At 66.8% G+C, this 25,484-nt stretch carries 31 protein-coding genes and 1 tRNA gene; 9 read left to right on the top strand and 23 right to left on the bottom strand.

The genetic code is table 11. From position 1 onward, the window contains the following. Positions 1-3: 3 nt before the first annotated feature. Positions 4-456 (bottom strand): response regulator, encoded by a 453-nt coding sequence (locus LPA44_RS06700; protein WP_230888816.1) that lies wholly within the window; start codon positions 454-456, stop codon positions 4-6. Then, positions 449-4,816: a PAS domain S-box protein gene (locus LPA44_RS06695; protein WP_230888815.1), complete on the bottom strand. Its 4,368-nt coding sequence runs from the start codon at positions 4,814-4,816 to the stop codon at positions 449-451. Before LPA44_RS06695 ends, LPA44_RS06700 begins: the two co-directional genes overlap by 8 nt. Positions 4,817-4,910: 94 nt before the next feature. Between LPA44_RS06695 and LPA44_RS06690 the strand changes: the two genes are divergently transcribed. Continuing rightward, a complete protein-coding gene (locus tag LPA44_RS06690; protein ID WP_230888814.1) occupies positions 4,911-7,307 on the top strand; it encodes an ATP-dependent DNA helicase in 2,397 nt (798 codons plus the stop codon). Here LPA44_RS06690 and LPA44_RS06685 read toward each other — a convergent pair. Next, on the bottom strand, positions 7,304-8,269 hold the full coding sequence (locus tag LPA44_RS06685; RefSeq protein ID WP_230888813.1) for a Gfo/Idh/MocA family protein: 966 nt from the start codon (positions 8,267-8,269) through the stop codon (positions 7,304-7,306). The two genes, LPA44_RS06690 and LPA44_RS06685, sit on opposite strands and share 4 nt — an antisense overlap. A 107-nt stretch (positions 8,270-8,376) precedes the next feature. Here LPA44_RS06685 and LPA44_RS06680 point away from each other — a divergent pair, with 107 nt between their 5' ends. Further along, entirely contained in the window at positions 8,377-8,544 is a 168-nt protein-coding gene (locus tag LPA44_RS06680) for an HEWD family protein (protein WP_230888812.1), read from the top strand. Here LPA44_RS06680 and LPA44_RS06675 read toward each other — a convergent pair. After that, entirely contained in the window at positions 8,541-8,753 is a 213-nt protein-coding gene (locus LPA44_RS06675) for a helix-turn-helix domain-containing protein (protein ID WP_230888811.1), read from the bottom strand. The genes LPA44_RS06680 and LPA44_RS06675 overlap by 4 nt on opposite strands. Before the next feature lie 89 nt (positions 8,754-8,842). On the opposite strand from LPA44_RS06675, the gene LPA44_RS06670 reads away from it, so the two are divergent. Beyond that, a complete protein-coding gene (locus tag LPA44_RS06670) occupies positions 8,843-9,367 on the top strand; it encodes an acyltransferase (RefSeq protein WP_230888810.1) in 525 nt (174 codons plus the stop codon). Here the strand turns inward: LPA44_RS06670 and LPA44_RS06665 are convergent. Genes LPA44_RS06665 through dacZ form a run of 3 tightly spaced genes read right to left on the bottom strand, consistent with a single transcriptional unit; the run spans position 9,364 to position 11,514 of the window. After that, positions 9,364-9,927: a hypothetical protein gene (locus LPA44_RS06665; RefSeq protein ID WP_230888809.1), complete on the bottom strand. Its 564-nt coding sequence runs from the start codon at positions 9,925-9,927 to the stop codon at positions 9,364-9,366. The two genes, LPA44_RS06670 and LPA44_RS06665, sit on opposite strands and share 4 nt — an antisense overlap. Further along, positions 9,924-10,700 carry a mechanosensitive ion channel domain-containing protein gene (locus LPA44_RS06660; protein ID WP_230888808.1) on the bottom strand — a complete coding sequence of 259 codons (777 nt, stop codon included), beginning with the start codon at positions 10,698-10,700 and terminating at the stop codon, positions 9,924-9,926. Before LPA44_RS06660 ends, LPA44_RS06665 begins: the two co-directional genes overlap by 4 nt. Before the next feature lies 1 nt (position 10,701). Then, positions 10,702-11,514: a diadenylate cyclase DacZ gene (dacZ, locus tag LPA44_RS06655; protein WP_230888807.1), complete on the bottom strand. Its 813-nt coding sequence runs from the start codon at positions 11,512-11,514 to the stop codon at positions 10,702-10,704. A 142-nt stretch (positions 11,515-11,656) separates the two neighbouring features. On the opposite strand from dacZ, the gene LPA44_RS06650 reads away from it, so the two are divergent. Further along, entirely contained in the window at positions 11,657-12,031 is a 375-nt protein-coding gene (locus LPA44_RS06650) for a DUF2267 domain-containing protein (protein WP_230888806.1), read from the top strand. A 13-nt stretch (positions 12,032-12,044) separates the two neighbouring features. Here LPA44_RS06650 and LPA44_RS06645 read toward each other — a convergent pair whose 3' ends face one another. The 7 genes from LPA44_RS06645 to LPA44_RS06615 form a co-directional block, all read right to left on the bottom strand. Then, a complete protein-coding gene (locus LPA44_RS06645) occupies positions 12,045-13,403 on the bottom strand; it encodes a hypothetical protein (RefSeq protein ID WP_230888805.1) in 1,359 nt (452 codons plus the stop codon). Then, the gene (locus LPA44_RS06640) at positions 13,400-14,011 is read right to left on the bottom strand and encodes a hypothetical protein (protein ID WP_230888804.1); all 612 of its coding nucleotides are present in this window, start codon (positions 14,009-14,011) and stop codon (positions 13,400-13,402) included. The genes LPA44_RS06645 and LPA44_RS06640 overlap by 4 nt, the downstream gene beginning before the upstream one ends. A gap of 44 nt (positions 14,012-14,055) precedes the next feature. After that, the gene (locus LPA44_RS06635; protein WP_230888803.1) at positions 14,056-15,480 is read right to left on the bottom strand and encodes an MATE family efflux transporter; all 1,425 of its coding nucleotides are present in this window, start codon (positions 15,478-15,480) and stop codon (positions 14,056-14,058) included. After that, complete coding sequence (locus tag LPA44_RS06630; protein ID WP_230888802.1) at positions 15,480-16,076, bottom strand: TetR/AcrR family transcriptional regulator; 597 nt, start codon at positions 16,074-16,076, stop codon at positions 15,480-15,482. The genes LPA44_RS06635 and LPA44_RS06630 overlap by 1 nt, the downstream gene beginning before the upstream one ends. 86 nt (positions 16,077-16,162) lie before the next feature. Continuing rightward, the gene (locus LPA44_RS06625) at positions 16,163-16,327 is read right to left on the bottom strand and encodes a DUF7837 family putative zinc-binding protein (protein ID WP_230888801.1); all 165 of its coding nucleotides are present in this window, start codon (positions 16,325-16,327) and stop codon (positions 16,163-16,165) included. Positions 16,328-16,444: 117 nt separating this feature from the next. Next, positions 16,445-16,528, bottom strand: a tRNA-Leu gene (locus LPA44_RS06620). 39 nt (positions 16,529-16,567) lie between these two features. Then, positions 16,568-16,990 (bottom strand): hypothetical protein, encoded by a 423-nt coding sequence (locus LPA44_RS06615; protein WP_230888800.1) that lies wholly within the window; start codon positions 16,988-16,990, stop codon positions 16,568-16,570. 119 nt (positions 16,991-17,109) lie between these two features. Here LPA44_RS06615 and LPA44_RS06610 point away from each other — a divergent pair, with 119 nt between their 5' ends. Beyond that, entirely contained in the window at positions 17,110-17,418 is a 309-nt protein-coding gene (locus LPA44_RS06610; protein WP_230888799.1) for a transcription initiation factor IIB family protein, read from the top strand. A gap of 4 nt (positions 17,419-17,422) precedes the next feature. Here the strand turns inward: LPA44_RS06610 and LPA44_RS06605 are convergent, their stop codons facing one another. The 6 genes from LPA44_RS06605 to LPA44_RS06580 form a co-directional block, all read right to left on the bottom strand. Beyond that, a complete protein-coding gene (locus LPA44_RS06605) occupies positions 17,423-17,899 on the bottom strand; it encodes a phosphopantetheine adenylyltransferase (RefSeq protein ID WP_230888798.1) in 477 nt (158 codons plus the stop codon). 39 nt (positions 17,900-17,938) lie between these two features. Continuing rightward, a complete protein-coding gene (locus LPA44_RS06600) occupies positions 17,939-18,436 on the bottom strand; it encodes a winged helix-turn-helix domain-containing protein (RefSeq protein WP_230888797.1) in 498 nt (165 codons plus the stop codon). A gap of 76 nt (positions 18,437-18,512) precedes the next feature. Beyond that, positions 18,513-19,622 carry a glutamate--cysteine ligase gene (locus LPA44_RS06595; RefSeq protein ID WP_230888796.1) on the bottom strand — a complete coding sequence of 370 codons (1,110 nt, stop codon included), beginning with the start codon at positions 19,620-19,622 and terminating at the stop codon, positions 18,513-18,515. Between the two features lie 101 nt (positions 19,623-19,723). Beyond that, a complete protein-coding gene (locus tag LPA44_RS06590) occupies positions 19,724-20,353 on the bottom strand; it encodes a fibrillarin-like rRNA/tRNA 2'-O-methyltransferase (protein ID WP_230888795.1) in 630 nt (209 codons plus the stop codon). Continuing rightward, complete coding sequence (locus tag LPA44_RS06585; protein ID WP_230888794.1) at positions 20,350-21,183, bottom strand: NOP5/NOP56 family protein; 834 nt, start codon at positions 21,181-21,183, stop codon at positions 20,350-20,352. The genes LPA44_RS06590 and LPA44_RS06585 overlap by 4 nt, the downstream gene beginning before the upstream one ends. 64 nt (positions 21,184-21,247) lie before the next feature. Beyond that, positions 21,248-21,472, bottom strand: a complete 225-nt coding sequence (locus LPA44_RS06580; protein ID WP_230888793.1) for a hypothetical protein — start codon at positions 21,470-21,472, stop codon at positions 21,248-21,250. Positions 21,473-21,544: 72 nt separating this feature from the next. On the opposite strand from LPA44_RS06580, the gene LPA44_RS06575 reads away from it, so the two are divergent. From LPA44_RS06575 to LPA44_RS06565, 3 genes are all read left to right on the top strand, one after another. Then, positions 21,545-22,114 carry a DUF2391 family protein gene (locus LPA44_RS06575; protein ID WP_230888792.1) on the top strand — a complete coding sequence of 190 codons (570 nt, stop codon included), beginning with the start codon at positions 21,545-21,547 and terminating at the stop codon, positions 22,112-22,114. Between the two features lie 61 nt (positions 22,115-22,175). Continuing rightward, positions 22,176-22,355 carry an HVO_2753 family zinc finger protein gene (locus tag LPA44_RS06570; RefSeq protein ID WP_230888791.1) on the top strand — a complete coding sequence of 60 codons (180 nt, stop codon included), beginning with the start codon at positions 22,176-22,178 and terminating at the stop codon, positions 22,353-22,355. A gap of 2 nt (positions 22,356-22,357) precedes the next feature. Continuing rightward, positions 22,358-22,624, top strand: coding sequence for an elongation factor 1-beta (locus tag LPA44_RS06565; RefSeq protein WP_230888790.1), 267 nt, complete (start codon positions 22,358-22,360; stop codon positions 22,622-22,624). A 219-nt stretch (positions 22,625-22,843) separates the two neighbouring features. Here LPA44_RS06565 and LPA44_RS06560 read toward each other — a convergent pair whose 3' ends face one another. The 3 genes from LPA44_RS06560 to LPA44_RS06550 form a co-directional block, all read right to left on the bottom strand. After that, a complete protein-coding gene (locus tag LPA44_RS06560) occupies positions 22,844-23,431 on the bottom strand; it encodes a hypothetical protein (RefSeq protein WP_230888789.1) in 588 nt (195 codons plus the stop codon). Positions 23,432-23,493: 62 nt separating this feature from the next. Beyond that, the gene (locus tag LPA44_RS06555) at positions 23,494-24,654 is read right to left on the bottom strand and encodes a cystathionine gamma-synthase (RefSeq protein ID WP_230888788.1); all 1,161 of its coding nucleotides are present in this window, start codon (positions 24,652-24,654) and stop codon (positions 23,494-23,496) included. 47 nt (positions 24,655-24,701) lie between these two features. Further along, on the bottom strand, positions 24,702-24,989 hold the full coding sequence (locus LPA44_RS06550; protein ID WP_230888787.1) for a hypothetical protein: 288 nt from the start codon (positions 24,987-24,989) through the stop codon (positions 24,702-24,704). Positions 24,990-25,087: 98 nt separating this feature from the next. Here LPA44_RS06550 and LPA44_RS06545 point away from each other — a divergent pair, with 98 nt between their 5' ends. After that, positions 25,088-25,465, top strand: a complete 378-nt coding sequence (locus tag LPA44_RS06545; RefSeq protein ID WP_230888786.1) for a hypothetical protein — start codon at positions 25,088-25,090, stop codon at positions 25,463-25,465. Positions 25,466-25,484 lie beyond the last annotated feature (19 nt).

Raw genomic sequence — 25,484 nt, 5'->3', positions numbered from 1 at the left:
GTGTCAGTCAGGATCCGGTGGGAGTTCGACGAGCGTCAACCAGAACCGCTCGAACGAGCGAATCACGTCGACGAATTCGTTGGGGTCGATGGGTTTCGTGAGGTACGCGTTCGTGTGTTGCTCGTAGCTCTGCACGACGTCCTCCTCAGCCTCTGAGCTCGTGAGGACGACGACCGGAATCGTCCGCAGGTCGTCGTGGGATTTCACTTCCTCGAGGACGTCGAGGCCGTCCACTTTCGGGAGGTTCAGGTCGAGCAACATCAGGTCGGGGCGGGGGGCGTCGGCGTGATCGCCGCGCTGGTAGAGAAAGTCGAGCGCAGCTTCGCCGTCGTTGACGTCGTGGAGGTCATTGTTGATACGGGCTTCGGCGAAGGCCTCGCGCGTGAGGCGCACGTCGCCGGGGTTGTCTTCGACCAGCAGAATGTCCACAGGCTCGCCGTCGCGGTGCTCAATCATCGCGTTGCCTCGTATCGGGGATACTGAAGTAAAACGTTGACCCCTCGCCAGGCGTCGATTCTACCCAGACGTCGCCACCGTGGCGCTCGACGATGCGCTGAACGAGCGCGAGCCCGACGCCCGTCCCCGGGTGTTCGTCGTGCGTGTGGAGCCGTTGGAACACCTCGAAGATGCGGTCGGCGTGGTCGGGGTCGATGCCGATGCCGTCGTCGCTGACCTCGAACACCCACTCGTCGCCGTCGCGCTCGGCGGCCACGCGGACCGTTGGCGGCCCCTCACTGTACTCGATGGCGTTGCTCAGGAGGTTCCCGAACACCTGTCGGAGTTGGTCTTCGTCGCCGGCGACCGTCGGCAGCGACTCGGCGACGACGGTCGCGTCGTTGTCGTCGATTTTCATCTCGAAGTCGCGGCAGACGTCCGCGAACACCGCGTCGAGGTCGACAGGTTCGAACTCCGCGCCGCGCTCCACGCGGGAGTATTCGAGCAACGCATCTATCATCTCCTGCATCCGGTTCGCACCGTCGACCGCGTAGTCGAGGAACTCCTGTCCGTCCTCGTCGAGCTCGTCCCCGTACCGGTCCTCGATGAGCGAGAGGTAGCTCGACACCATCCGGAGCGGCTCCTGGAGGTCGTGCGAGGCCGCGTACGCGAACTGTTCGAGGCGCTCGTTGGATTCAGCCAAGTCCGAGACGAGTTGTTCGCGCTCGGCGTCGTAACGCTCGCGCTCGATGGCGTCCGCGAGGATGTTGGCGACGCTCTGCACGAAGTTGACGTCCTCCTCGGAGAACTGCTTGTGGCTGGTGTCGTGGGTGCCGAGGATGCCCCACGGCACCTCAGGCGACCCAATGATGGTGCTGACGCCGCTCTCGACGTCGTGAGCGGTGAGTAGTTCCGGGCCACTGAACCGGTCTTCGGCGGCGAGGTCGTCCACGACGACGGGTTCCTCGGAGAGCAGCGTGTACCCCGCCTGAGAATTGTCGTCGGCGTCCACGGTCGCGTTCCCGACGATGCCGTCGTCCCAGCCGACGCCCTGCCGCAACAGCAGTTCGCGCGCGTCGTCGTCGAGGTCCAACACCTTGCAGTAGTCGTTTTCGAGGGCGTCAGCCACCTGCTCGGCGGCTTGCGCCATCAGTTCGTCGAGGTCGTCGGTGTCAAGCGCACGCTGCCCGAGGTTCGCGACGACCCGCTGTTGGCGCGCGCGGCGTTCGAGCGTCCGGTCGCGTTCGGCGCGCTCGGTGACGTCGGTCATCGTGATGACGCCGCGTACGACCTCGCCGTCGTCGAACACCGGCATTCCGCGGACCTCGATGACGCGCTCGGAGCCGTCCGCTCCCTCGATGTCGTAGACGTCGGGCTCGACCACTGGCTCGCCGTCGAGCACGCGAGCGAGCGCGTACTCGTCGGATTCGACGCGTTCGCCCGAATCCGCCCACCACGCCGTGTACTGGTCGTACTCCTGGACGGAATCGGCGTCGAAGTCCGCGCCACCCCAGATGCGTTTCGCGATGCCGTTGGCTTCCACGAGTTCGCCGTCGCCGTTCGCCACGACGACGCCCACCGGCAACACCTCGAACAGCGTCTCCAGTTGCTCGCGGTGCTGTTCGATTTCTTGCTCGGCGCGCTTCTGCTCGGTGATGTCCGTAATCGCGCCCGGGAACGTCACCGGCTCGCCGTCCTCGCACTCGACGTGGCCGCGCGCGACGACCCAACGGACGTCGCCGTCGGCGTCGTAGACGCGGTACTCTTCCTCGAAGTCGCTGCACATCTCGACGGCTTCATCGATGGCAGCGGCGACGCGCTCGCGGTCGTCCGCGTGAATCGAGCTGACGAGTTCGGCCAGCGGCACACCCTCGCGGGCGCGCTCCGGGTCGACGCCGAACAGGCGTGCGAGCGAGGTGCCAGCGACGAATCGGTCCTCGGGGACGTGCCACTCCCACGTGCCGACCGCGCCCGCTTCCGCGGCGGCCTCCATTTGGGCTTTCGCGTCCGCGAGGAACTGCTCGCGTTCCTTCTGCTCAGTGATGTCGACCGCGAAGCTCTGTCCCGCCGTGATGTCGCCGTCGGCGTCCCGAAGCGGAGTCGCCCACACTCGGTACGTTCGTCCCGAGAGAGTCGACACCACGCTGCCCGTCTCACCGTTCAACGCCCCGTGGAACACCGGTTCGAGGTCGTCCGCGGTGTCTTCGGGAAGCGCCTCCCAGATGGTTTTCCCTTCGACGTCGGCGGCGTCCAGCGGGATGTCCTCCCACATCGTCCCGTCCACGAGCGTGTACCGGAGGTCCTCGTCGAAGACGCCGACGCCGCCGTTCGGGAAGTTCTCCGCGAGCGTGCGGTAGCGTCGCTCGCTCGCTTCGAGCTTCCGCCGGTTCTCGGTGCGCTCGGTGACGTCCTGTACGACGAGCATCCCGCCGTCGACGTAGCCGTTGGGCCCGCGAATCGGGAGCACGCGCGCGGACAGGTGTTTGCCGCGGAACGACGTCTCGAACTGTTGTGCCTCCCCGTCGAGCGCCGCTTCGAAGTGTGGTTCGATTTCCTCGACGAGGTGGTCGGGGTAGATGTCGTGAACGCGGCGCCCGACGCGGTCGGCCGGCGAGACGTCGCCCTCGTCGACGAGTTCGCCGCCGACCGCGGTGTATCGGAGGTCGTCGTCGAAGAGGCCGACCGCGCCGTTCGGGAAGTTCTCCACGAGCGTGCGATAGCGCTGTTCGCTCTCCTCGATGCGGCGGCGACGCTCGCGTCGCTCCGTGATGTCTCGGACGGCGCCGACGCGCTGGCGCTCCCCGTCCCGCGTCTCCAGCGAGGAGAACGTCACCTCGACGGGGAGTTCGTCGCCGTGTTTCGTCTCGATGGTCGTCTCCAGCGTCGGCGTCTCGTCGTCGTCCGCGGCCGCCCGAATCTCGGCGGCGCGTTCCAGCGTCGACTCGTCGACGAACTGTGACGCGTGCTCGCCGCGTAACTCCGCGCGGCTGTACCCCGTGATGTCGGCGAACCGGTCGTTGACTGCTTCGTAGTAACCGTCCTCGTCGGTGACGTAGATGCCGTCGTTGAGCGTCTCGAAGATGGTCTCGTAGCGGGCGAGCTGCTGTTCGCGTTCGGCGCGCTCGGTGACGTCCTGAGACATCCCCATCGCGGCCGTGACCTCGCCGTCGTCGTACACCGGGAAGATGTGAAACTGATTGACGCGGCCGCCGATTTCGCGCTCGAACGTACTCGATTCGCCGTCCAGCGCGGCCCGATACCGCGGGACGACGACGTCCGCGAGGTCCGCTGACAGCACCTCCTCGACACACCGGCCTTCGAGGTCGGCGGCCGTGCTGTCGGCGGTGTCGGCCGGCGACCCGCCGACGGTCACGTACCGGAGGTCGTCGTCCACGAGTGCAACCGCGCCGTTGGGCACGTTCTCGACGAGCGTCTCGTAGCGGCGCCGCGATGCTTCGACCGCGTCGTTCCGGCGTTGGAGCCGCTCGCGGGTGCGCTGCTGGGCGAGTTCGTAGCCGACCCACTCCGCAGCGATGTCCACGAGCGTGACCTCCCACTCCGTGAACCCTCGGGTTCGGGGCTCGGATCCGAAGAAACAGAACGTCGCCTCGATGTCGCCGTCGACGACGACGGGAGCGCCGAGGAAGCACGAGAGCCCGAGTTCGGCGTTCGCGGCGCGGTCCTCGAACCCGGGTGCGTCCGCCTCGATGTCCCCGAAGACGACGGACGCCTCGGTCTCCACGATGCGCTCGCAGTTTGTCTCGTCGAGGTGGTACGTGTCGCCCGCGTCGAGCGGAGCGTCCGCTGGCACGTCTACCAGTTCGAACATGTAGTCGTCGCCGTCGATTGTCGACAGCGACGCGTACTCGGTGCCGATGGTCTCCCGAACGAGCGCGAGCAGCGCCTCGGTTCGCTCTTCGAACGACCGGCTGGCGTCTGTCGTCACATCGTAGACGTCCCGGAGAACACGCTGGCGCTCTTCGGGGTCGTGTGCGGGCTCGTCGTTCCCGGCAGCGGCCGGTGTGAGCACGCCGACTGTGCCACCTTCTCCGTCCGCACCGATTCCTCGGAGCCGTAGTTCGAAGGGGGCCGACTCGCCAGTGGCCAATTCGACAGTAACCGCCAGCGTCGCTTCCGCACTGGCGTCGAGACTGTCGAGCGTGTGGTCGATGCGACCGGCGTCGTCGCCGAACAGCGCCGCGAGCGGTTCACCGACGGCCTCGCCGTTCGTGTACCCCGTCTGCTCGACGAACTCCTCGCTGACGCCGGTGAATTGCCGGTCTGCGTCGAGTTCGAAGACGCCGCCGTCGACGACGGCCGCGAGCGCCTCGTACTGTCGATGTGGCGCGCTCGCGTCCGGCGACGCCTCCCCCTGTTCCATACCAATCCGATGCGTACTTCCACGGAAGAATCCTCCGGCCGTCGCGTTCGGCAATCCGTACGTTCATACCTCGTGGTGCCCCACCCTGTACCGAATGGGCGACGACGACTGGCGCGACTTCTTCGGGTTCGACCGGCCCTACGACCAGCAGGCCAACGCCATCGACGCGGCAATCGACGCCGGCGAGCGCGGCGGCTATCTCGCGATGGAAGGGCCCTGCGGCACCGGCAAGACGATGGCGGCGCTGACCGCGGCCGCCCAGCTCGTGCGCCGCACCGACGACTACGAGCGCGTGTTCGTCGTCACCCCCGTGAAACAGCAGCTCCAGCAATTCGTCGCGGACCTCCGGCAGATGAATTCGGGACTCGACGAGCCGCTGAACGGCGTCGCACTCGTCGGGAAGCGCGACCTCTGTCCGTACGGCCGCGAGGACGTGTTCCCACGGGACGCCAGCGTACACGACCGCTGCGAGGACCTCCGCGAGTCCACCGCAGGCCTCGTGGAGGCCGACGGCGAGGGTGGGAGTTTCGACGGACAGGACGCGGGCGAACTCGTGGACTTGCGCGCCGCGGACGCGCTCGACGACCCGTGGTGGGACCCCGCGAAGGCTCGGGACCTCGCACGGTCGGCGCGCGCGGACGCCAACCACAATCTCTCAGAGAATCCGCTGCGGACCGACGGCGCGGACTCCCCGTACGTGCCCGTGCAGCCGAGCGCACCCGAGGAGTTCGCCGACGGTGACCCGCCGCTGTTCTGCCCGTTTGAGGCCGACTGGTACGGACGGAACAAGGGCTCGCCCGTCGGTTTCGACGTCGGCGACTACAACGTCGTTACGAGCGAGGACTTCCTCCCTGCTGCCGTCGAGTACGGCACCTGTCCGCACCGCGTCCAGCAGGTCATGCTCGACCACGCGGATGTCGTCATCGGGAACTACAACCACCTCTTCGACCCGCAGACCCGCGGGCTCACCGAACACCTACTCGACGAGCAGACGTTCGTCGTGGTGGACGAAGCCCACCGTCTGGAGGAGCGCGTGCGTGACCTCCTCTCGGACCGTGTGGGCCGACACACGCTCGCTCGCGCGCGAAACGACCTCCGGCAGTTGCTTACGACGGCCAAGCAGAGCGAGTCGAACCGCCAGCAGGTCCGTGACGAACTGAAGAGCTACGAAGTTACCCTCGACGCCGTCAAGGAAACCGTGGAGTTCCTCGGCGACGTCTCAGAGTGGCTCGACGACCGCGTCGCCGAGTATCTCGCGAACGAGGGTCACGACCCGAACCGACCCCGCGACCTCCCGGAGTACGATCACGAAATTCCGCTCCGGGACCCCGAGACCGACGAACCCGACGACCTCACACGCTGGGCCGAACAAGAGGGATACACGGGTGGGCTGTGGCGGTCGCTGGCGGACATCGGCACCGCGGTCGCGGCGATTCTGGAGGACGACGGCGACCGCTCGGCGGTCTGTGGAGCAGTCGGCATCACCCTCCAGCGGTGGTGGGAGCGCGACCACGCGACGTACTTCCGGGAAATCGAGCTCGAGCACGCGCCCAAAGAGTCCGGGCGGGCCGGCGCGGCATGGGCAGAGACGTACACCCCCGCACTCATGACGTACAACTGCATGCCGGCGCGCGCGCTCCGCGAGACGTTCGCGGGACTAGGCGGTGGCGTGCTGATGAGCGCGACGCTGGAACCGCTCGACGTCTTCCGCGAGGTGACGGGGCTGGACAGGCTCGAAGCGGGTGCCGGCGACGCAGAAGCCCGGCCGGTCGTGGAACGCCGCTACGACCTGCGATTCCCCGAGGAGAACCGCGCGAGTTTCATTGTGGACGCGACGCCATTCACCGCACGCAACCGCGGCGACCCGACCACTGAAAACGCCAACCAGACCCGGGAGCAGTACCGCTACGTCCTCCGCACCATCGCACGCTCGCCGGGGAACGTCCTCGTCTGCATGCCGAACTACCAGGAGGCGGCGTGGGCGGGCGACTACCTAGAGGGAGCCGTCGAGAAGCCCGTGCTCGTCGACGAATCCTCCTCGAACGAGGACACGGACGCGCTCAAGCGCCAGTTCTTCCGTGGCAATGGCAAAGTCATGGTGACGAGCACCCGCGGTACGCTCACGGAGGGTGTCGACTATGACGGCGACAAACTCGCGGCGTGCGCCGTGGTTGGCGTCCCGCTCGTGAACGTCGGGTCGCCGCGCGTGCGAGCCGTTCGCCGGGCGTACGCGGACGCGTTCGGCGAGGACCACGCCTTCGAGTACGCGCTGACGGTGCCGGCGGTGCGGCGCGCGCGACAGGCTATCGGGCGCGTGATTCGTGGCCCAGAAGAGGTCGGCGTACGGGCGTTCGTCGGCCAGCGCTACGTCGAGGGCGCGCGTCACTCCGTCTTCGAGTACCTCGGCCCTGGCGAGCGTGAGGAATTCACGCGCATGACCCCGGAGTTCCTCGGCGACCAGTTAGACCTGTTCTGGAGTGAGCACGCCTAGAGCGGAATCGTGTCGCCGGTCGCCGACGACTCGTAGATGGCGTCGATGGCGCACATGTTCGCGACGGCTTCCTCGCCGTCTGTCAGGGGGTCGCGGCCGGCCTCGATGCTGGCTGCGAAGTGCTCGATTTCGAGGCGGTAGGAGTCCACTGGGTCGAACGTTTCTTCGACGGTCTTCTCGTCGGTACCCCAGCGAAGCACCGTTTCTGACTGACCGGGGTTGAACGCCGATTCGGTTTCCAGCCAGCCGTCGGTACCTTCGACGCGGTAGCGCTGGTGGAGTCCAGTTTCGAAACTCGCCTCGATCGTGGCGGTCGCGCCGTCGTCGAACTCGAACGTGGCCGCGACTTCCGTGTCGACGCCTGCGTCGCGGCGGTCGTGCGTGTGCCCGGAGACGAGTGCGGGTTCACCGAGGAACGTGCGGGCCGCGTTGACCGGGTAGCAGCCGACGTCCATGAGCGCGCCGCCGGCGAGGTCAGGGTCGAGGCGGACGTCCGGCCCCTCTTCGAGCCGGAAACTGAAGTCTGCGTGGACGTGGCGGAGGTCACCGAGTTCCTCGCGCGCGACGTTGACGGCGCGAACCGTCCGGGGGTGGTATCGGTACATGAACGCTTCCATGAGCGTGACGCCAGCGTCCGCGCAGTGTTCGACGACGTCGACAGCTTCGTCGGCGTCCGCGGCGAGTGGTTTCTCGCAGAGCACGTGGAGGCCGGCGTCAGCGGCCCGCTTCGTCCACTCAGCGTGGAGGCCGTTCGGGAGCGGGACGTAGACGGCGTCGATGTTCGCGTCCAACAGGGCGTCGTAAGAGTCGTACGTCTCGGGGATGTTGTGGCGGTCGGCGTACGCGGCTGCGGCGTCCGCACTTCGCGAGGCAATCGCGCGGACCTTGTGGTCAGTCGACCGAATCGCGGGGACGACTGACTCGTCGCCGATGTTCGCCGTGGAGAGAATTCCGAACTGCATGCCCGAACCCGGACGCGCCGACGCCGTAACTGTTTGGACCGACGGCTGTCGAACTCGCGGTGTCGTGGACAGAACACTCAAGCCGGCGGGCCGACTGCATACGCGTGATGGCCGAAATTCGAGCCCCGAAGGAGCGCACGTGCACGCAGTGTGGGCGCTCGGAACGCTGGGACGACGAGACGGGGAACTGGCGAGTCGACGACGAGGTCGGTGACGTCTACTGCGTCCACTCCTGGGACGTCACGGGGTCGTTCACTCCCGTGGAGGAGTCCTAGAGCGGGCGCGCAGCGACGTAGCTGTCGCCGTCCTGCTCAACGACCCCGCGGTTGCGTAGCGTCTTCAGCACGCTGTACAGCGTGATGCGTGGGACGTCGAGTTCGCCATGGAGTTCGTCCAGCGTCGCGCTCTCGTTCGTGGAGAGGTAGAGATAAACCAGCTTCCCGCGCGGCGACTCCACCCCAGTCGGCAGCTGTCGAGTAGACATTCGTCGTTTGCCGACTATAGTTCGACGATAATAAATCCTACCTTCGACAGTAGTCGTACACCCGGCGTCAGCGGGGAACACGTAGGTTCATGACGGCCGCCCACGAACCCGCGAGCGTGTCGCGCCACGACCGCCTCGACCGGAATCCGACTCCCGGCCGCCGCAACTCCCTGTGGCACTGGCCGGACGCCAAACACCCGTTACGGGTCGCGCTCAACTACGTCGTCGTCGTACTCGCGCGCATCTGCCCGAGCCTCCGCGCGAAGAACTGGCTACTTCGCCGGCTCGGCGTTACGGTCGGCTCGGGCGCGTCGTGGGGACTGGAATCAACGCCCGACGTCTTCTGGCCGGAACTCGTCACCGTCGGCGAGAATGCCGTCGTCGGCTACGACGCTACGCTGCTCTGCCACGAGTTCCTCCAAGACGAGTATCGAACCGGCGAGGTCGTCGTCGGCGACCGCGCGATGATCGGTGCGGGCGCAATCGTCCTTCCTGGCGTCCGCATCGGCGAGGACGCGCAGGTCGCCGCGAACTCGTTGGTCACCGACGACGTGCCACCTGGCAGGACAGTCGCTGGCGTCCCTGCCGAACCGCTGGACTACGACGAGCGCTAGTGCGTCGCGCGAACGCGCTCCGCCGCGCCCTCGTCGTAGCTTCCCGGAACGAACACGCCAGTGGCGGCGAGCGCAGTGAGACACGCGAACGCGCCGCCGACCGAGAACGAGCCGATTGTGCGTAGTACGGGGTTGACGGAGACGCCCGCGACGATAGCGGCCAGCGCGAACGCCAGGAAGGCCAGCGCGAACGCCGCTCGCGTCCCCCGGAAGTAGACCGCCGACGCGTACCAGAACGCTCGTACGCGGCGTGCAAACGGTGCGCCGTCGCTGGTCGCAGCATCTGCGAGCCCTGCTGCGCCTGCTGCCGCGGTGGCACCTGCTGTGTACCCGAGTACGCCGGCGACTGCGAGCAGATAGACGCCCGCCTGTTCCCACACGGAGAACGACCCCGCTGCGACGGCTATCAGCACGCCGGTGAGCGCGCCGAGCCACAGCGTCCACCGCGACCCGTGCTCGCGCGCCCACGCTCGTCGGTCGCCGCTGGCAATCATCGCGTAGCCACCGACAGTGAGCACCGCCCAGCCCACGATCGCCAATATGGAGGCGACCGGACTCATTCGCGCACCACGACGACGCCGCGCTTGAACACGAGGTGGTTCGGAAGCACGTACTCCCGACCGTCGTCCTCGACGCGCGTCACGAAGACGTTCACCTCCTGGACGATGCCCTCGTGCTCGCCGATAGCGACGCGGTCGCCGATGCCGTACGGCTGCCGTAACAGGAGGTAGGCACCGGACGCTGCGGACGTCAACAGTTGGTGCGTGGCGACCGCCGTGAATATGATGAGCGCCCCGACGTACGCTGCCAGCAACACGAGCAGCGCGTCGATAGCGACGCCGACCTGTGAGAGGGCGACTAGCGCCGCGACGAACAGGACGCTGTACTTCACGGCCTTCGGGAGGACCGACATCTCCGGCACCTTCACGCTTCGCAGTCGCTCGCTGACGAACAGCTCCGCCTTGTCTCCCGCGAGTACGCCGAAGAACAGCACCGCGACCGCAATCACGACCGACGGGAGGAAGCCGACAATTGGGTACCAGACCGCGTCCTGGACGGTGAGCCGAGCAACTTCGAGCGCGACCAGCACCGCGAACGCGTAGATTATCCACGACGTCAGCCGCGCGACCAGCGACACCGTGGACGCTCCGATGTCGTGGGCCATGCGCTCGATGCTCGTCCCCTCGACGGCCTTGTCGACGTCCAGCGCCAACAGTAGGCGCTCGTTCACACGGCCAATCAGGTAGCCGAGCGCGAGCCCTGCGAACAGCACCGCGACGGCGAGCACGTACCGGAAGTCGGGGTCCAGTACCGGACTGAAATCGACTTGCATGTCAGTACTCCTCAGGGTCGAGTTCGAGGACGAGTTCGCCGCCCTTGAACGCCCGCACGAGGCCGTCGGATTCAGAGAGCACGATGGCGACAGCGGTCGTATCCCGCGTGATGGCGCCCGCGGCCATATGTCGCGCACCCAAGCCCTTTGGAATGTCGGTACCCTCGGCGCTGGGCTCGAGGTAGCGGTACGCGGAGACGATCTTCCCGGAGTCGCTAATGACGAACGCGCCGTCCAGCCGCGAGAACTCCTTGAGCATCACGTTCACGATGGGGTCGCCGACGTGGACGTGGCTCTTCTCGAAGGGGTTGTAAGAGAGCGGGCGGGACTTGTTCATCACCTTCCCGGCGTCCCCAACAACGAACAGCGCGCCGACGGGCTTGCCCTTCTGGCCCTTCTGCCCGAGTTCGATGGCGACCTCGAAGACGTCCCGGATGACGCCGGGTTCCGCCCGCGAGTTCGCGAACAGGTCGTAGATGCCGGAGTGACGGGACTCGTCGACTTTCGTACGCGCGACCATGTCGATGTCGTCGCCGAACAGCGGCGCTGCACAGCCGAGTTCGTCGCCATCCTCGATGGCCCCCTCTGTGAGCGCGCCTTCGATGCCAAATCGGATGCGCTCTTTGACGTCGTCGAACGCCAGCGGCAACTCCACGAACGTCTCCGCGCCGACGGAGTTCTCCGTGGCGACGACCACCACGTCCGCTCCCTCGACGTCTTTCACGCGGTCGTAGTACGCCCCGCTCGGCGAGAACACGAGCAACGTGTCGATGCCGTCGAGCACGTCCTCGAGGAGTTCCGGTGGCCTAGCCATTTACTGGAGGAAGCCGCCCCACGCGCAAAAAGGTTAGCGCCCGTCGTCTGCCCGTCTGACAGTTGGCTGCCGTGGCTGTGGCCCCCAGACTCTTTCCGGCTCGCTTCGACGCTCCCCACGAGCGGCTCCCGCTCGTTGCACTATGACCGAACTCATCGAAGCAGTACGTCGGCACGCCGACTTCGACTCCGAGGCGGAGGCACGCACCGCAACGCGAGCCGTGCTTGCCGCGCTCGGGAGACGCATCGCCCGCGGCGAAGCCGAAGACATCGCCGAGCACCTCGCCGGCGACCCCGCCGACTGGATACTCCCCACCGAGTCTGATGGCCCGACGTCGCTGTCGGTCGACGAGTTCGTCGCGTTCGTCGCCGAGGAAGCAGACGCCGACGAGGACGACGCCTGGGACTACGTGGAAGCCGTCCTCGGTGGTCTCAGCGACGTCCTCCCGGAGGCGGAGTTCCGCGGCATTACCTCCCAGTTCCCGCCGGAGTACGACCGGCTGCTCGTCGAGACGTAACGTTCGCGGGCGATTATCCGTCCGTCGCGGACCCACCGCGAACCGCGTCCCGGAGCACCGCGGTCACTCGTTCGGCGACCGGCGGAACCGCGTCCGCGGCGTGGACTGCGAGCGCGTACATCGCAACGGCGTTTCGGACGTCCCGCTGGTCGGGAACGTCTTCGTGCGACTCGTAGTCGGGGTTGCCCGCGAGTTCGCGTTCCCCGTCCCGCAGCGCCGACCGCGCCCGCACCGCGAGCACGTCCGTAAGCGAATGGGGCTCCATCGTCTCGGTCTCCACTACTGCATCCACGGCTCGCTCCCGCGCATCGACGACCGCGTCCGTTGACTGTGGCATGCCATACTCGCCGTTCTGGATGGCTTCGACGACGGCTTCGAGCGCCAGCAGCCCGACGAGCGCGCGACCGCTCTCCGCGACGGCGGTCGCGTAGTCGTCGCGCTCGATGGCCGACTCCATCGACTCGATGGAGGTTCGTGCGGTGGACTTCGTCCGCCAGAACAGCCACTCAGCGGGTGTGTCGTCGAGGTCACGTTGGAAGTTGGAGACGCCGGATTCCGCGCTCACGTACGGGTCTACGCGGTGTCGCGTCGCGTCAGTCACGCGTTCCAGTCGGACTGCCGCAGTCGCGATGGCGTCTCGGTAGCCCGCCATCTCGTCGTCGGTGTAAGCGTCGCGGAGCGCCGCGGCGTCGTCGACGGATGCTCGGGCATCCTCTACTTCACTGACCAGCGACCCAACCTCGAAAACCGCGTCCTTCGGGTTCGCCGGGAACGGCTGGTCGGGTACGAGTGCGTCCCCCGCGTCCGTCGCGAGGCCCTCGACGTTCCGATGGACGGCGACCGCCTCGACGACGTTCCGGCCGCGGTACGCCCAGTTCTCTCGGAACGCGCGGAGGTCCCCACGTATCACCTCCTGGCGTTCGCGCAAGCCTTCGGGGTCTACGTAACCGGTCGCGGCCTCGTACGCACCGCGGACCTCAGCGGCGTCAGTGCGGTCGTAGCGCCAGCCACCGACCGCTTCGAGCGTCGAGACGTCCGTCGACCGGTCCGCGATGCTCTCGGCCGCGTGCTCGCGGTCGTCGGCTATCCGGGCTGCGACGACTCCGTTCGGAATCGCGGGGTCCTCGGGAACCTCCGCCAGCAGCGCCGCTGCCCGATTGGCGTGGGTTTCGGCGAGCGCGTTCGGTACCGGTCCGGGATGGGTCGCCGGAATCGTCACGGCGTCCAAATCCGGAACGTTGCGGAGGCGTTCGGAGTCGTAGGAGACGCTTGAGTCGTCGTCCCCGACGAACGGGAGCCGCGAACAGCCAGCAGTCACCGCGAGCGCGCTCGCACCGGCCGCGAGGAACGCCCGACGGCTCCGTTCGGTCACACCCCACCACCCCTACTGTCGTCGGCGGTGACGGGGGCTGGCCGCTTGTCGCAGCTCTTGCTCCACCGTGACCCGAACGAGGAGAAGTCCTCGCCGCTGAACGGCAGCCGGATACCCACGCCGACCGTCTCCTCGGCGTCCCGGCTGCACGCCGCGTCCGCGGGACGGAGGCTCGAACAGAACGACGTCTGGAGGCCGTCGTCCTCGCGCCAGACGCCGCGGAGCCGGAGGTCGTAGCACTGTTGGATGGCCCGCGACTGGACGAGCACCGACTCGGAGTCGTAGTCCGTCTCTTGGACGAATGCCCCCAGTTCCGCGGCGGTGTCGCTGTCGGCGAACGTTACGTCGTTGAGGTCGTCCTCGTCGCTGACGTAGATGTGGCCGCCCGGGCGTCGCTCCGTTCTGGTCGAGCGCTCGCCTCGCCAGAACAACGGCTCGACACTCGACTGCCGCACAGTATGGAGACTGTAGTCGGTAACCGGTTCACCACGTCGTCTCGTCGCCGGCTCTTCGAATCCGCTGCTCTCCTCGCCGCTACATCCTGCGAGCGTTGCCGCTGCTGCCGTACCGAGTGCTTGGAGGGCACGCCGTCGGGACCAAGTGGGCATCTCGGTCGCGGGTTCGTCGCGCGACGCAAAAGAAGTGCAGGTCCTCAGTCGTCGGTCGCAGCGGCGTCCGGGCTCGCCGCCTCGGACTCCGTGAGGTCGGCGTCGCGCCACGTGCCGCGCCGATACCACAGGTAGGCGATGGTGGCGCCGATGACGTTCGAGACGGCGAACGCCAGCCAGATGCCGGTTTCGCCGATGGACTGCGCGGAGAACCACGCCACCGGCAGCCGGATGATGCCGAGCATCAGCACGGAGATGGCGGCCGCGGTGAGCGTCTTGCCGGCCCCGCGGAAGCTGCCGGTGTACGCCCGCATGATGCCGATGAACCCGAACGTCAGCGCGACGTACCGGAGGAACTCGGTGGTGACCGAGACGACCGCCGGGTCGGTGGTGAACACGTCCGCGATGGCGGACGCGGTGAACCACGTGACGATGCCGGCTGCGGTGAGCACGCCGAACAGGACTTTCGCGGCGATGCCGGTGGCTGCCTCTGCACGATCGGGTTTGCCGGCACCGATGTTCTGCCCGGTCATCGTCTCGACACCACGCGCAACCGCGATAGCGGGCAGGAAGATGACCGAGAACACGCGCGTCCCAATACCGTACGCCGCGACGACCGTGTCGGAGAACAATGCGACGACGATCAACAGCAGGTTCATCGAGAGCGCGCGCCCTGTCCCCTCGATGGTGGCAGGCAGCCCGATGCGGAGCAGACGGCGCAGGTAGCCGAAGTCCGGCGCCATGTCACGGAGGTGGATTTCGATGCCGCGCGATCCTTCGAACATGATGGCGAGGCCGACGACCATCGCCAGCGCGCGCGAGAACACCGTCGCGATGGCGGCGCCCTGGATACCCATTTCGGGGAACACCCACCAGCCGAAGATGAGGAACGGGTCGATGACGATGTTGAGCACGACCGACCCGAACATCACGAGCATCGGCGTAATCGTGTCGCCGTATCCGCGCATCAGCGCGATGAACACGAAGAAGCCGAACATGAACGCCAGTCCGAGCGCGATGACCTCCATGTAGCTGGTCGCCAGCGGGAGGACGTCCTGGGACGCGCCGAGCAGCCGGAGGAAGTCCTCGACGAAGAAGTATCCGATACCGCCGAGTAGAGCGGACGCGATAGCCGCGAAGGTCACCGTCTGTCCGGCCGCGTACTCGGCTTCGCGTTGCTCGCCGGCACCGGTGTGCTGGGCGACCAGTACGCTGCCCGCGACGGAGAGCCCCATGCCAAGCGAGATGAGCAGGAACACCATCGGGAACCCGAAGCTGATGGCGGCGAGTGCATCGGTGCTGTACTGGCCCAGCCAGAACGTGTCCGCAAGGTTGTACGCCGTCTGGAAGAGGTTCGTCACGACGATGGGGAGCGCGAGGAAGAACAGCGGCTTCCCGACGTCCCCGGAGGTCAGGTCGAACTCCTCCTGGCCCTTGAAGATGGAGTTGAGCCGGCTTCGGAGCCCCATCAGGCGTTCACCTCCGCCCCGTCGGCGACGAGGCGGGTCTCGACGTACTCGGCGAGCGTCTCCCGGATTCGGTCGAGCGGGTGGTTCACGGAGACGCGGCGCGTGTGTGCGCCCTTGATGGTCGTCACGAGGAACTCCGCGGTCGTCTCGGGGTCGACGTCGTCGTGGAACCCGCCGGCTTCGACACCGTCGGCGACGACTGCCTCGATGCGGTCGGTGAGGTATTGATCGAAGTCAGTGAGGCGCTCCCGGAACCCCTCGTCGTAGGGCGCTTGCGCCTTGATTTCGAGCATCGCCGTCCGGAAGTCGATGCCGGGGACGTCGCCGCCTTCCGCCAGCGAGAGCTCCACGAGTGCAAGTAGGTGCTCGCGATGGGTTTCCCCGGAGACTTCGTCGACGTGGTCGGTGTAGTCGTCGTAGAGGTACTCGAGGAACGCCTCGAAGAGGTCGTGTTTGCTGTCGTAGTGGTAGTGAATCGTCGCCTTGCTCTTCTCGGAGTTGTCTGCGATGTCCTGCACGGTGAGGTCGGCGAACCCGTGCTCGCAGAGCGCACGATACGTCGCGTCCAGAATCTCGTCGGTCGGTTGCGCCGCCATACTGGTGTTACCAGCCCTTACTGACTATTCAGTCAAAAGCGTTCGGAAGGGAGAAGCCGTGTGCCGCTATCCGCGCGTGAGAACCCCTAACTCGGGTGGACCGGCTCCACACAGTCCGGACACTCGGCGTACACCACCTGGTGGCCGTTCCGCTCGTACTCGACGAGCACCGCGCCCGACGGGATGGCCGCACCACACTCCGGGCACACACCGAGGGACTTAGATTCCGTGGACATGGATTCAGGATCCATCGGAATACAGAGCTCCCCATCCCAAAAATCCGATCCAACCGTAGTGAAAGTGGAATATGGGGCGCTAGGACCAGGTTTGACCCGATGCGAGAAATGATCGCTCACTGCGTTCGCTTATGCGCGGGACCGGATTTGAACCGGCGGACCCCTACGGGATAGCGTCCTAAGCGCTACGCCTTTTCCTGGCTTGGCTACCCGCGCGCACTTCGACGTATCCGAGGCAGGCAAATGAGAATTGCGTTATGTCCCGGGCACGCCGAGCGCGTCGAGCGACCCGATACCGACGAGCGTGAGCGCGGCGAGGACGACGGTCGCGACGGCCCACGCGGCGACGCCGATGATGCCCGCGCGTGTCCAGCCGACGGGGTAGCGCCACTTGATGACGCCGACCCACGCGACCAGCGCGAGCAGGCCGCCGATCAGCGGCACCCCGTCAAGGAGCGCCCACACGATGGCACCGAGGAGCGCGGTGAGGACCGCGTCGCCGTACTCGCCCGCACCGGCGACGTAGCTCGCGGCGACGTGGATGGCGACGCCGCCGACGAGCAGGCTCCCCGCGAACACGATCACAGAGTCGTTGATTGGGCCGCCAGCCTGCGCGGGCGTCGACAACCCGGCGAACAGTTCCACGAACGCGACCGCGAACGCGAGTGGTGTCGTCATCTGTAGTCGCCACCACGTCCCTCCAGCCCTTCAACTGTCGAGACCGTCGCGCCGGATTCACTCGATTTGTCCCGAATTCGCCGGCGAAGATTTACGTGTAGCGCGCCGAACCTATGGGTATGTACCGTGCGGGCGACGAGTTCGACCAACAACAGTGGCTCGACGACCTCGACAGCGTCGCTGGCGAGCTACAGCTGGATGCGGAAGCGAAAACGACCGCGAAGGACATCTTCCTCTCGGCGGTGCCGGGCGAAGAACGGTCGAAGCCCGCGGTCGTCGCGGCCAGCGTTTACGCGGGTTCACTTATCGCGGGCGACCAGCGCTCACAGACCGCGGTCGCGGACGCTGCAGACGTCTCCCGGCTCGTCATTCAGCAGCGCTGGAAGGAACTCTTGGAGGAAGCCGGCTTCGACGCGCCGTCCTGGTAGAAAACTAGCGGCCATCGCGTTCGGGCGTAAGGTTGCCGTGTTCATCGATTTCTCCCTGTACAATGCGCGTCGATGAGATGATGTCGCCGTCCTCGGCGCGGACGTGGTCGACGACCTCGATGTCGAGCGGGTCAAGCCCGCGCTCCGTGCGGATGTCGTTGATGCGCTCGCCCGTGACCTTCGTCTCCGGGGAGACCACGAGCACGTCGAAGGTGGGTTCGGTGGCGATACCGGTTGGTTCTTCGAGTTTCCGGATCTCGAACTCGCTGTCGTAGTCGTCGGCGATGGCGTCGAGTTCGGCTTCGAGGTCACGCTTGCGTTCCTCGAACGGCCGGACCTCGCGGTCGACGCTACGCGTCTGTGCGGCGAGTTCGTCGCTGGTCAACCCGACAGTGACGTCCCCGAGCTCGAACGCGCGCTCGAAGAGCTTGCGGTGGCCGTCGTGAATCGGGTCGAACGTCCCACCAAGGGCGACGTTCATACGCCGCCGGAGGCACGCGCAGCGTTTACCAGTTTGGGTTCAGGAGCGCTGGTCGTCGTCGGTGTCGCCGGCTGCCTCGACTTCGATGCGGACCGGCTCGTCGGTGGTCTCGGCGTCCTCGTTGCCGAGGTGGGCGTCGAGGTTGAACACGGTGTTGAGTTCGTTCTGGACGCGACCGACGACGCCGCCGACGAGGTCGCTCGGCGCGATGGCGGTGTACTCATAGGGGTTGTTGCCGGCGCCCTCGCTCTGGCGCTTGCGGCGCTCGACGACGTCCTCTTCGGCGAGTTCCGCGAGCGCTTCGCGGACCGTTGACGGGTAGAGGCCGGTGCCGTCGGCGACTTCTTCGCTGGTGCTCCACGGGTGCTGGCGGAGGTAGACGAAGATGCGGGCACGCGTCTCCGTGTCGAGCACCCACGACAGAATGTCGACGACCCCCTGGTCGAAGCCCGCGACGGCGCGCTCTTTCTCCTCCCCGAGTCGGTCCCGCGGCGACTGGTCCTCCCCCGCTGTCTCGTCGGTAGTGTCCTCAGACATGCGTCGTCTCGTTCAGGTCAAAAGCGACGTGTGGGTGAAAAACTCTTCGCCCCCCGAGGTCTGACCCGGTACTCCGCTACAGGACCAGCGACTCGTACAGCGCCGCTTCGCCCGCTTCGTCGAGCAACCGGCGCTGCGCGCTCGCACCTGATTCGGCGTCGTAGACGTCTTGGATGCCGGAGACACCGAGCCGCTCACACTCGCGGTCGACGACCTCGCCCAACGACACCTCGCCGCTGGCGTCCCGTCGGACGAACAACGCGTCGTGGCCGTGTCGGGTCGCCCGCCACTTGTTCTCGTCCAAGACTTCACGACGGAGCGCGCCGCTCGGATCGCCGTCACCGAAGACGTCCGTGACTTCGGAGTCGGCGGCGTCCTCGTAGCGTTTCGCGTAGTCCACGACGAGCGCGTGCGTGTATTCCACGAACGCCTGCACCTTCTCCGGGTCGGCCTGCCCGTCCGGCGCTCGCACTTCGACGGTGCCGTGCCCGGAGTGTGGACGCACGTCGTACCAGAGTTCGCCGCGGTCTTCGATAGCGCCGTTCTCGACCATCAGGCGCTCGAAGCGGTCGAAGTCTGCGTAGGAGTCGAATTCGGTGGGAATGCCGGTGTTCGGTAGCGCCTCGAATATTTTCGCGCGCGCCGACGCCAGTCCCGTGTCGAAGCCGTTCCAGAACGGCGAGTTCGCCGACAGCGCCAACATCACGGGGACGTGCCAGCGCAACTGATTCGCCACCCAGACTGCTTTGTCCGCGTCGTCCACGCCGACGTGGACGTGCAGGCCGGCGGTCGTGTTCCGGTGCTGTGGATACTGGATGCGTTCGAGTTGGGAGCGATAGCGCGGCTTCTCGGCGTGCTCGTGTTCGCGCCAGCGTGCCCCCGGATGGAGACCAGCAGCCGCGATGCGGTAGCCGTTCGCCTCGGCGTGCGCGACCAGCGCCGCCCGCACGTCACGGACAGCCTCAGCGGCGTTGCCTGGTCCGTCGAGTTTCGGCGTCTGTGTCTCCACGACGAATTTGAACAGCTCGTGGTCGAGCCGTCCCTCCAGCAACTCCGGCGGCTCGGCCTCGTAGACTAACTGGTCGGTCCCGGCTGTCGGGACGCCGTCCTCGCTGACGACGAAGAACTCCTCCTCGACGCCGAGCGTCCCCAGTTCTGCGAACGCCTCCGGCGAACCCACGTCCATGCTGCCGGGAGTTTCCCGCGGCGGCCGTAAATAGTTCTGGAAGTCGGCGGAGTTACCGGGTGTGTCGGCGAACCAACGGGACCCTATCGAGCCTATTGTGACTATTTCGGGGTCGCGACGACTGCGAGGTGGTCGTCGTGGTGTGGCTCCAATCGTTCGGTCTCCAGCACCTCGTAGCCGTCTCGCAGCCGGTCGAGCACGTCCTCGAACACGTCCTCGGGCTCGCGCGTGACGTCCTCGCTGCGCGCCTTGATGGCACCGACGAACCGGCCGTCCTCGGCGAGGAACTGGCGGTTCGACAGCGCGACGTCTGCCTGCCCGCGCGTCGCTACGTCCTGGACGATGGCGTCCAACCCCGCTTCGACGACGTGGGCGTACGTCTCGGGTTTGCGCGCGTCCTTCAGCAGCGGGAAGAGATTCCCGCGGTCCTCGGCGACGTCGAGCAGGTCGCGGACGGGGCGGGGTGCGAACTCGACGGCGTACGTCGGTCCCGCGAAGTCCGCGACGTGGCTGACCGTCGTGCCGTTCGCCGCGCCTAGGTAGAGCACGCTGTCGCCGCCAGATAGGCCGGTATCGAGGCCGTGTTCGAACGTCGAACCGAGTTTTGAGCGGTACGCGTCCCAGCGGCGCCAGCCCTCGACGACGGGTTCGCCGTACACTGGTTCGCCCTGCGTCGCGAGTACGTCCTCACTGTCGAACGTGCGACGCTGGACGCCGTCGGGGAGACTCATTCCGTATCACGAGCGCGGATGCGCTCGATGCGTTCGTCTAGTTCCTCCCGCAACTCGGGTCGCAAGTCCCCTGAGTAGTGGTCGATGCGCGCAGCGATGGAGAGTTTCCCGGCGAGCGCGCGCGCTGCCGACCCCCGGTTCTCGGGGTGGGTGTTGCGCACGTAGTCGTGCGTGTAGATTGCGCCGTGCTTCGGCGACGGCGCGTGCCCACGGAGGTGTGCGAACAGCGCGTCCTCCGCGCCCAGCACTTGCACGGTACCGCTGGGTTGTTTCGCGAGGTCGTCGAGCCCGCCCGCCAGCGCGACGAGTCGCGCGGCGAGCATCGGTCCTGCGAGGTTCGAGAGGTTCGGCGCGACCGTCGGTGCCTGCCGCTCGACGTACTCGCGGACGTCGTCGCGCTCGTCAGCGAGGTCAGCGACACGCTCGCAGAGCGCGACTGCGCGCTCTTCGGTAGCGTTCTCGGGGTCGCGTTCGGCCACGTCGCGTGCTCCGTTAATGCCGCTGTCAACGTCCTCGAAGACGCTTCCCGCCCACTCCGTGCCGCGCTCGGCGAGCTCGTTCGCAGCGTCCGCGAGGTCCGCGGCCGCGCGCACCGCGTGAATCAGTTGCTGGTCGTCGGCGGCCTCGCGCTCACGGACGGCGGCTCGCGTCCCCGCCAGCGTCGCGTCGTGCAGCAGCTCGTAGTACTCGTCGGTGTCGTCGGCGAACCCCGCGTCGACGGCCTGCTCGGGCCAGTCCGCGGGCGCGTCGGCTTCGCCCTCGCGGACGGCATCGCCCATCGCGGCGGCGTCGCCGGACTCGACGCCGACGAACCACCCCTGTTCAGTCATGTGCAGGCGTACCGGCCGCGCGGGGTTAAACCCACTCGTGTGGCTCGGAATCGCGGCCGCCTGTTCACGTCGGCTGCGGACCGCCGCCCTCGCTGGGCTTGATGCGGCGGACCACGCCCTCGGCACCGGATTTCAGTTTCACGCGGGCACCCTCCGGGTCGGCTTCGCCGAGCACCACACCGATTTCGCCCTCGATTGGCTCCTTGTCGTGCCCCTGATCGATGACAACGTGCAGTCCCTTCTTGAGTTCGTTCGGGTGCGGGTACTCGGGTGGTTCCCGTTCGGACATACACGGGTCCTCACGCTCGCCCCCCAAGATACTGCTGGCCATTTTAAGTGGCGGGCGGCTCTCACCCTGTCCATGAGCGCGCCACCGAGACCACCCGAGAGCCAGCGGGACTTCTCGGACCTCTTCGACGAACTCGAAGACTTAGACGAACACGTCGAGGACGACGAGGCCCGCGCACAGCTCCGGGAGGTGAAAGAACTCGCGACCGACATGCAGCCCGAGGGCACGTTCGGCCGCGTCATCTACGGCTTCGACGCCAACGACCTCGCGGAGGCCTTCCTCGGAAGCCTCCTGTTCGGCATCCCGATGGCCGTCGAAGGCGGGACCAACGAGGCCGGCGAATTCCTCGCCAGTCACCTCCCGCTGCTCGTCGGTAGCGCCGCCGCCACCGTCGTCATCGTCTACGGCCTGCTGTACGTCGCGCAGTTCCAAGACGTCCGCGTCGCGGACCCGATTCTCGGCGTGATTCCGCGCCGCCTCGTCGGCGTGCTCGGCGCGTCCACCGCCACCGCGATACTGCTGTTGACCGCGTGGGGCCGCATCTCGTGGACGGACCCGACGCTCGCCGCATCCACCGTCGTCGTCGCCCTCCTCCCGATGGCTATCGGCGCTGCGCTCGGCGACATCCTCCCCGGGAGCTAGCTGTTCCGGCCGGCGATGCCGAAAGACAACGGTTAAAACGCGTCCGGGCGCAAAACAACTTATGAGCGAAACCGAAGCCAAACGGGCGCGCAAATGCGTCTCCTGTGGCATCAACATCTCCGGCACCACCGCCGCCGCGTTCAAATGCCCGGACTGCGGCCAGCAGATTTACCGCTGCGCGAAGTGCCGCAAGCAGAGCAACCTCTACGAGTGTCCCGACTGCGGGTTCCGGGGGCCGTAACGATGGGGAAAGTCGCCGCCGTCCTCAAGGTCATGCCGAAGAGCCCCGACGTCGACCTCGACGACCTCCAGGACCGCCTCTCGGAATCCCTCCCCGAAGGCGCGAAAATCAACGGCGTCGAAACCGAGGAAGTCGCGTTCGGCCTCACCGCGCTCCTGACGACGGTCATCGTCCCCGACGACGCCGGCGGCACGGAAGCCGTCGAAGAAGCGTTCTCCAACGTGGACGACGTTGAGAGCGTCGCCGTCGAAGAAGTCGGTCGTATCTAAAGCGCACTTTTTCCAGCGCTCGCGGCCTCCGGCCGCTCGCTTGCAAAAACTCGCGGAAAAGCACTCCTCCTTCGGTCCGCTTCGCGTCCCTCAGTCGTCGGCCTGCGCTCACTCGCTACGCTCGTTCGCGCAGTGAACCGCGGACCTTCCGGGGTCTTCGACCCGCTCGGTCCGCGAATGCTAGCGGCTACCCGTTGCGGAATCTGGTGCCGCTCCGTCTTATTCCTCGTCGCTCAACTCGGACGCCGCGACGTCCACGCTGAATCCCCAGCCTTCCCCGAGGTAGTTGCTGTCTTCGAAGCGGTACGTTCCCGTCGGATGGCAGTTCTGACTGTCGTGCGCGGCGAGCACGCGGAACTCGCGGCTGACAGTCTCGTCCGGGTCGAGCGTCTCCTCGTACATCACGGCAGGGAGCGCGACGCCGTCGGTCGCCTGCCAGCAGTCGTCGCTGGGCTCGTCCGGTGTGACGCCGGCGTTCGGCGAGAGCAGCAGCGCCGCCTCGTTATCCTCGTGCGTGCCGCGAATCTCGTCCCACGGGACGAGCGACCCAAACGCGAACGTCTGAGTATCGTCGGCGTCGTTCGTGAACGCGACCTCGAGGCGCGCGGGGTGGTCGGTCGTGAAGTCAGCGGTGACAGTCACGTCGATAGTGACGTTCTCGACTGGTGGGTCGTCCGTCTGGATGTTCGTGAGCGTGTACGGGAACCCGTTCGTCGTGACGTCGGCGGGGCTGTCGCTGGCTGGTGCGCCGACACAGCCGGCGAATGCCGTGGTCGCCAGCGTCGCGAGGTACGTGCGGCGGTGCATACCCGAAGCCACGAGTGGCGCGGGTAAACGCTTTCTCTGGAGTTAAAGAGCGCTTTGAGCGCCTAGAAGACGGCGTCCATCGCCTGCTGGAGGTCGGCCTTCAGGTCGTCGACGTGCTCGATGCCGATGCTCGCGCGGATGAGCGGGTCCGTCAGCCCCGCGGCCTCCCGCTCCTCTTTCGGGATGGCAGCGTGGGTCATCGCGGCGGGCTGCTCGATGAGCGACTCAACGCCGCCCAGCGACTCCGCGAGCGTGAACACCTCGGTCTCACCGACGAAGTCGCTGGCCTCGTCGAGGCTAGCGTCCAACTCGAAGGAGAGCATGCCGCCGAAGCCGTCCATCTGCTCGGCCGCGAGGTCGTGGTCCGGGTGGCTCTCGAGCCCGGGGTAGAAGACGTGTTCGACGTGGTCGTGGGCGTCAAGCCACTCGGCGAGTTCCTGGGCGTTCTCGCAGTGGCGGTCCATGCGCACGCCGAGGCTCTTCGTCCCGCGCAGCACGAGGAAGCAGTCAAACGGCGAGGGGGTCGCGCCGACGGAGTTCTGATAGAACGCGAGGCGCTCGTCGAGGTCCTCGTCGTCCGTGACGAGTGCGCCCGCAACCAGGTCGGAGTGCCCGCCGAGGTACTTCGTGAGGCTGTGGCAGACGATGTCCGCGCCGAACTCTAGGGGGCGCTGGAGGTACGGCGTCGCGAACGTGTTGTCGACGGCGCACAGCGCGTCGTAGTCGTGGGCGACGTCGGCGAGTGCGCCGATGTCGTTGACGTTCATCAGCGGGTTCGTCGGCGTCTCCACCCAGAGTAGTTCCGTGGACTCGCGCATCGCGTCCCGCACCTCGTCGTGGTCGGTCGTGTCCACGAAGTCGAATTCGAGGTCGTACTCTTCGTAGACCTGCGTGAAGATGCGGTGGGTGCCGCCGTAGACGTCGTTGCCCGCGACGACGTGGTCGCCGGCTTCCAGGAGGTTCAGCACCGTGTTGATGGCGGCCATTCCAGAGGCGAAACAGCGGCCGTAGTCGCCGCCCTCCAGGCTCGCGAGGTTCGCTTCGAGATCGGTACGCGTCGGGTTGCCGGTGCGGGAGTACTCGTAGCCGCGGTGCTCGCCCGGCGCGTCCTGTTTGTACGTAGAGTTCGCGTAAATCGGCGTCATCAGCGCGCCCGTCTCCTCGTCGGGCTCCTGCCCGGCGTGGATGGCTCGCGTCTCGAAGTGCTCGTCGTCGTCGCTCATACTCGGAGCGTCGGCCGCCCGCGAGTTAGGTCTGTTCGTTCCGCGCCTCAGATGACGTCGTCGGGGTCGTGGACGTCTTGCATCCGCTGGGCTTCGGCGGCGTACTGCTCTTTCAGGTCGGGGTCGGAGACGTCACCGAGGTTGCCGGGTTCGGCTTCGACCGCTGCGGTCGTATCTCGGACGTCGGAGAAACTGGTGAGCGCGCGCTCCTTGCGGAAGTACTGCTCGCCGTCCGGCGTCGCGTACGTGAGGATGATGATGTTCTGTTCGTCGTCGGAGTACGTTCGCTCGACGAGCCACACCTGCACGGTCTCGTCGCTTTCGTCGTCGCTCATACCTATAGAAGGGGCTGCGAGTGAGTTAGGTCTGTTCGCCCGGCAGCCCATCCTGGCGACCACCAGTATTTATCGTGTCAGCGAGCGCACCGAACTGCATGCATTCCAGAACTGTCCTGTCGGCGCTCGGAGCCGGGATAACGACCTTTCTGGTCGTCGCAATCGCCGTCATCGAGCTGCTGCCCTTCGAGTTCTCCGCGCTCGTCGGTCTCCCCGCCGGCTTGCTGGCGGGTGGGGCCGTCTTCGCCGCCATTGCCGTTCGGTACGACCAGGCCGGTGAAGTACTGCGGTACGCCGTGGACGCTGCCGCGGGGTTTGGGCTCGCTATCGTCACGCTCCAAGCGGTGAGCTACGTGAATCTCGCCGGCCTCCGGTCGGTGCTCTCCGTCGACGTCACGGTCGCCGTCGCTGCCGTCGTTGGCGTGCTCGCGGCCGTCGCGTCGTGGCTGATGGACCGTCGTGAACGGGATGTGTGAGCCTCGGGGTCGTCGTTCC

This window comes from Halobacterium sp. KA-4, assembly GCF_021028995.1.
GTDB lineage: Archaea > Halobacteriota > Halobacteria > Halobacteriales > Halobacteriaceae > Halobacterium.
Note: the sequence above shows the minus strand (reverse complement) of the source record. Positions and strands in the feature narration are given on the sequence as shown.